Below are 5,735 nucleotides of genomic sequence, written 5' to 3' on the forward strand. Positions count from 1 at the left end.
TATTTGGACTATACATGGCTGAAAATGAGCATGAAAGCAAGGGACTTAGCGGATAGGAGGCCATCAGCAGAAACGACCATTGTGTCAGGCTGAGGGTTTTGGCACTCAGGTCGTGGTAATAGAATTCATTCAGGTTGAAAGTGCCTTTTTTTATCCCCTGACTATTGTAAAGGGCTTCTCCCATCAGCATCAGACTGTTTTTAAAAACATATTCATAGCCAATGGATGCAAGAACAGCCATATTGGAATCTTCCTTTTCAGTATTGTAAAAACAGCTCGCTTCTCCTCTGAAACCTCCTTTGAAGAGTTGTCCGCTCCAGCCTGCTCCGCCAACAATTTCCTTATCATTCATCATCCCTCCAATCACCTGAAAATCATAATTCCAGTGATTAAACCGGAACATGGCGGCTGCTGTTATTCTGTTCAGGTAATCTGACTTGACCGCTGCTTCCAGCTGGCTGACGGCTCCAGTGTAAAATGTCATTTTAACGGCATCGCTTCCCGGTTTTATTTCATAATCAAAGTCGAAAAAATTATAGGCATTGAAAATATCATTCGGATTCCAGACAAAGGTTTGCGACCAGTTGATGCGTTGCCTTCCGATACGTATGGCAAAACTGCCCTTTGAATAGTCGAAATACAGACGGTCTATGGTCGAATGCAGGAGAAAGTACTTGTTGTTGACAACCATCCAGGAAAGGTCGAGCCATCCTTTTTCTTCATCTATGAGGGAAGAATAGGCAGGGAAATATTTTACAAACTCTCCGTAAATCAAGCGGTTACGCAATCCGGCATGAAAACCGAACCCTGACTCATGGCTGTATTTAAGGTCGAGCCTGTTGTGAATCATATTTTCTGTCAGCCATTGATAGGGATTGTCCTGTATAAAAGATGTATTCAGGTTTTTGATATAGCCTTCGAGGTTCAGGCTATGAGGTGATAACGAATCCTGAGCCGCTGAACGGAAGATTATAACGCAAAATATTATCAGTGTTAATGTTATCCGTTTCATGGATGGATTACTTCATCTTTAACCACTTTTCCGTCTTCCATGGTGATGACCCTGCGGGCTAAACTGACCACGCGCTGGTCGTGGGTTGAAAAGATAAAGGTTATTTTTTCTTCACGGTTGAGTTTTTCCATGATTTCCAGCAGGTTCTGAGCCGATTTGGAATCGAGGTTAGCTGTAGGTTCATCGGCAAGGATAAATCTGGGTTTTGATGCCAAAGCTCTTGCTACAGCGACCCTTTGCTGCTGACCTCCCGAAAGTTTGGAAGGCCTTACCTTCATTTTATCTCCCAGCCCAACAGCCTGTAATAATTCATGCACACGCTTTTTCCTGTCTTTTTTGGGAACTCCCTGCAATTCCATAATAAATTCCACATTTTCTTCGGCAGTCAGCACCGGAATCAGGTTGTATGCCTGAAAAACAAAACCAATATTACGCAGTCGAAACAGGGTCAGTTTCCGGTTGTTTAATGTCTTAAGCGGAATGTTTTCAACAATAATTTCTCCGCTGGTCGGCTTGTCAAGTCCGCCTATAAGGTTTAACAAAGTGGTTTTTCCGGAGCCACTCGGCCCCACGATTGCGGCAAACTCACCTTCTTCAAAATCGAGGCTTATTCCATTCACGGCATGTACGGGGATGGTTTTTTCATCATAGATTTTGTGAAGATCTTTTAATTTAAGTACTTTCATCGTTTTATCGTTTAATTCATTTATTCAGTACGAATGGCATCGGCAGGATCGAGGCGAATGGCTTTCCTTGCCGGATATATGGCCGACACTATTCCAAGTAAAATGACAAGGATGGAAATGATAATGATGGAGCCGGGTTCCAGGTTGGTATAAACGGTAGTCGAATATCCGTACATCTCAAAACCTGAAAACATCTCCAGTTTAAGCGGATGGACGGAAAAGTATTTTATGACGCCATAGCCTATCAGTATGCCGGCAATTCCTCCGGTAAAAGACAGGTAAACCGATTCAAGGACAATCATCCTGAAAACCCTCGATTTGCTCATGCCGACAGCCATGAGCATGCCCAGTTCTCTTTTACGTTCAAGCACCACCATCAGCATGGTGTTGATGATACCGAAACACAATGCCAGCATTATGATAATCACGAAGATATACATAATCTGATCCATCTGGTCGGCCAGTAAGGAAAGTTCTTTGCTGATTTCCCGCCATGTTTTGGTTTCGTATGCAGGGAAGAGCTTTTTGATGGCAGTAGCGATAGTATTGACATCCTTATCATCTTTCAGATAAACAGCAATTTCCGAAGCAGCATCTTCGGGAAGCCCTGTCTGAGCAAGCATTTCATCTCTCAGAACAAATATATTCATCTTATCGAAACCGGTATTGGAGGTTTTGTATAAACCGCCTACTTTGTAGAGTTTGGTGATAATATTTCCTTCCCTGTCAACCAGACTTAATCTGACTTTTGATTTTATTTTGATTTTCAATTCTTTAGCGAGGGTAGAACCGATGAGAACCTGTGGAATACGGCTGTTGTTGTGGTCAAGGTAACTGCCTTCAATAATTTTTTCATGAATATCCGTAACGGTTTTTTCAAACTCAGGTTCAACACCTATCATATTGACACCCATGGTGCCATGTGCAGTTTCGGCCATGCACTCACTAATCAGTCGCCTGCTGCAGCCTTCCACTTTATCAAGGCCTCTTATTTTTTCAATCATCTGGCCTGAATTTGTCATAAATACTGCAATATCTTTGTTTTCAAGATAGGCGGGATGATGAAGCTGGATATGAGAAACTTCGGTACGAATGGCTGTTTTAAAACGCATATCCCCCATACCCTTATAAAAACCGGTGGAGAATATTCCGGCAAACATGCCTATGGCGACTGCAGACAATACTATTATACTCCTGACTTTATTCCGCCAGATGTTCCGCCATGCTATAGTTCCAATCATTTTTTTAAATTTAAGGTTTATCAACTTCTCAGTGCATCAATCATTTTCATTCTTCCTACGGAAATCATTGAAAAACATGATACAATAAAGCAAAGAATCAGTATTATGCCTCCCTGATTTAAAAAAATGGAAGATTTTACAGAGACAAAATAAAAGGGTTCAAGCCCGTATTCAATCATCGCTTTGGCCATGTCGCCTGTTAACGGGACAGGGTTGAGGTAAAAATACCAGATAACCGGAATGGTGATTATTAAACCTGCTATAACACCGATAATTCCGAGCAGGAAGGTTTCAATCAGCAATACAAGATTAATTTCAGTTTTGGTCATGCCAATGGAATTGACCACGCCAAATTCCTTTTTCCTTTCATTGATCATCATCATGGCCGTACCGAAAATGCCAAATCCAATAACAAGATATAAAACCAGCAACATGACAATGCCGCCTGCACGGTCGCCTTTGATCATGCTGTCCATTTCAGGCTGCATTTCGTCCCATGTCATGACCCTGCTGGTTTCAGGAATATGTTTTTCAATAAAATGCTTGATATGAGCGACTTTATAATGATCTTTCACCATGACCACCTGGGAAGTTACCTTATTGCCAAGATAGAAAAAAGCCTGAGCGGTTTTCAGGTTACAGAAAATCATCCGGTTGTTGAATTCGGGGCTGGGATGTCTGAAAATGGCCTTAACCGGAAATTTTCCTGCTGCACTTACCCCATGATAGCCTTGTGAAATGATGACAAGGGTATCACCTGTCTGAAGGTCAAGGTATCCGGCCAGTCCTTCAGCAATCATGACTGATTCATCCGAATCGTTTACAGCACTGCCTTTGATGATTTTCCGGGATAGTTTAATGATTTTATCTTCCTTTTCAGGATCGATGCCCAGCATCATTACGGGCTTGCTTTTGTCTTTACTGGCAGCCAGTCCGTAACCTTCTATACGGGGGGTAACCAGCAATACATCGGGTAAATTTTCGGTCAGGCGGCTCAGCGAAGTATCTTCTTCAATCGTGTTGTCGAGGGTCTTTTCGTTCCAGTAGCCCGAATCCTGAACCTGCACATAGCCGGTATAAAACTTGACCAGATTGTCAATCATTTTATCATAAGAGCCTTCCTGAAGGCTTCGCATGACAGAAGCAAAAAAAACACTGAAAACAATGGAAGCCATCGTTATCAGTGTCCTTCGCTTGTTTCGCCAGAGGTTTCGCCAGGCAATCACTATGAGTTTTGTTTTCATTTGACTGTTTTCATATTTTGCTGTGTGAAAAAATTATCATTGAGAGGGACATTAAACTCCATGCTGATGATTTCAAGTATGGTTTTCTGTGTGGGTTTGTCTGCAGGGATAATCTCTATTTTTGTGGGGATGGTACGGTCTCCCATTTTTTTCAGGTTAAAGGCATTTTCAGTGCTGACCAGTTCGCCATCTTCATCGTAGTACTGAGTTTTCCACATATCATAACCCGTTTTGGTAATCCAGAGGATGATTCTTCCCCATACCACAGCCGCTTCCGGCTTAGGGGTAAGCTCTATTTTCCAGCATTCCATATCACGCACATTTTCAGATCCGAGCAGCTGATGGGTATAATCCCGGAGAATGGATGACTGCTGTACAAGGTCATCATTGGTGAAATCGGAGCCCATCCAGCTTTGCATCATCATCGATGGTGGCAGCTTGATCATCTTTTCAATTCTGGGTTGCCAGTTCCACATCTCTTTTCCCCGTTTCAGAAAAACCTGCCCTTTTTCTTCTGCCGGATAGGTTATCAGTATCATAAAATAATCAGTTCCTTTTGACCATGATTTCATCCTGATGGTTCGTTTCCAGCCCGTACGCTCAATGGTCATCATCATTTCGCCCCGGCTTGAAGCGCCCCTGTTTTTTTCATCTGCTTTTTTGACAATTTCATAAGCGGTCTGAGCATTCATACTCAGTGGCAACATACAGACAACCAGTAGTTTGATAATTGTTTTGTTCATAAAATTTTATTTTTCGTACATTTTAATGATTCGTTCTTCAATTTCATCCAGCGGAAATTTTCCTTCTGAAAAAACATATTTCTGAATAGCTCCGGATAAAACTGCGCCAAGCATGGCCATTTCTGCCGTAGGATTTTGATACCCCTTGTTGTTGAAATACTCGTAAAATAAACGGCTGACATAGATTTCTTTTTCTTTCAGTTGTCCGGCAACGATGTTAAAAATCCCGGGCTGAGTGCTTAAAGCTGAGAAAAATTTCCAGTATTCAGTATTTTTTCTGACGCTGGAAAAGAGATTTCTGATATAAAAGATAAGTTCTTCATCCTGAAGAATTCCGTCTTTATTTACATCAATAGAACCAATCGTTTCATCAACAGCAGCAATCATTATCGTTTGAAGCAATTCTTCCTTGCTTGCAAAATAATTATACATCAGTCCTTTGCTGATGGCAGCTTCTTTGGCAATCTGGCTGATGGAAACACTGTGATAGCCTTTTTCGGCAAACAGTTTCAGAGCGGTTCGCAGGATTAATTCCCTTTTTTCTTTCCTGATGGCTTCAAACTGTTCGTCTGTTCTGGGCATAAAAGGTTTTATTATTGATTGAACGTTTGGTCAAAGATAAAATAGCATTTTTGAAACAGACAAATTTTTTTGAAAAAAAATTCTTTAGTTGTGGGTTAAAATATTTTTACCAGATAAATACCAATATTGAAAAAATCTTAAGTCAATGGTCAAATGTAAATCGATATTAAAGACATTTTGCAAAAGGATAAACTTAATATTGCAAGAGAAAATTTAACTAATTGGCA

General features: G+C 41.2%; 6 protein-coding genes. All 6 read right to left on the reverse strand.

Translation table 11 applies throughout. The features are described from left to right. Window positions 1-1,012, reverse strand: a 1,012-nt coding sequence (locus GX437_07705) for a hypothetical protein (protein NLJ07537.1), incomplete at its 3' end; no start/stop codon positions are given. Then, entirely contained in the window at window positions 1,009-1,698 is a 690-nt protein-coding gene (locus tag GX437_07710; GenBank protein ID NLJ07538.1) for an ABC transporter ATP-binding protein, read from the reverse strand. The genes GX437_07710 and GX437_07705, both read right to left, overlap by 4 nt. 20 nt (window positions 1,699-1,718) lie before the next feature. Further along, complete coding sequence (locus GX437_07715; GenBank protein NLJ07539.1) at window positions 1,719-2,939, reverse strand: ABC transporter permease; 1,221 nt, start codon at window positions 2,937-2,939, stop codon at window positions 1,719-1,721. A gap of 20 nt (window positions 2,940-2,959) precedes the next feature. Then, window positions 2,960-4,183, reverse strand: coding sequence for an ABC transporter permease (locus tag GX437_07720; protein ID NLJ07540.1), 1,224 nt, complete (start codon window positions 4,181-4,183; stop codon window positions 2,960-2,962). Then, the gene (locus GX437_07725) at window positions 4,180-4,926 is read right to left on the reverse strand and encodes an outer membrane lipoprotein-sorting protein (protein NLJ07541.1); all 747 of its coding nucleotides are present in this window, start codon (window positions 4,924-4,926) and stop codon (window positions 4,180-4,182) included. The genes GX437_07720 and GX437_07725 overlap by 4 nt, the downstream gene beginning before the upstream one ends. 6 nt (window positions 4,927-4,932) lie before the next feature. After that, window positions 4,933-5,508: a TetR/AcrR family transcriptional regulator gene (locus tag GX437_07730; GenBank protein ID NLJ07542.1), complete on the reverse strand. Its 576-nt coding sequence runs from the start codon at window positions 5,506-5,508 to the stop codon at window positions 4,933-4,935. Window positions 5,509-5,735 lie beyond the last annotated feature (227 nt).

This window comes from Sphingobacteriales bacterium (assembly GCA_012517435.1).
In the GTDB taxonomy this organism is placed as follows: Bacteria; Bacteroidota; Bacteroidia; order CAILMK01; family JAAYUY01; genus JAAYUY01.

Coding starts and splice junctions, on each gene's coding strand:
- GX437_07710 (NLJ07538.1), bottom strand. CDS start 1,698: ATGAAAGTACTTAAATTAAAAGATCTTCACAAAATCTATGATGAAAAA.
- GX437_07720 (NLJ07540.1), bottom strand. CDS start 4,183: ATGAAAACAAAACTCATAGTGATTGCCTGGCGAAACCTCTGGCGAAAC.
- GX437_07715 (NLJ07539.1), bottom strand. CDS start 2,939: ATGATTGGAACTATAGCATGGCGGAACATCTGGCGGAATAAAGTCAGG.
- GX437_07725 (NLJ07541.1), bottom strand. CDS start 4,926: ATGAACAAAACAATTATCAAACTACTGGTTGTCTGTATGTTGCCACTG.
- GX437_07730 (NLJ07542.1), bottom strand. CDS start 5,508: ATGCCCAGAACAGACGAACAGTTTGAAGCCATCAGGAAAGAAAAAAGG.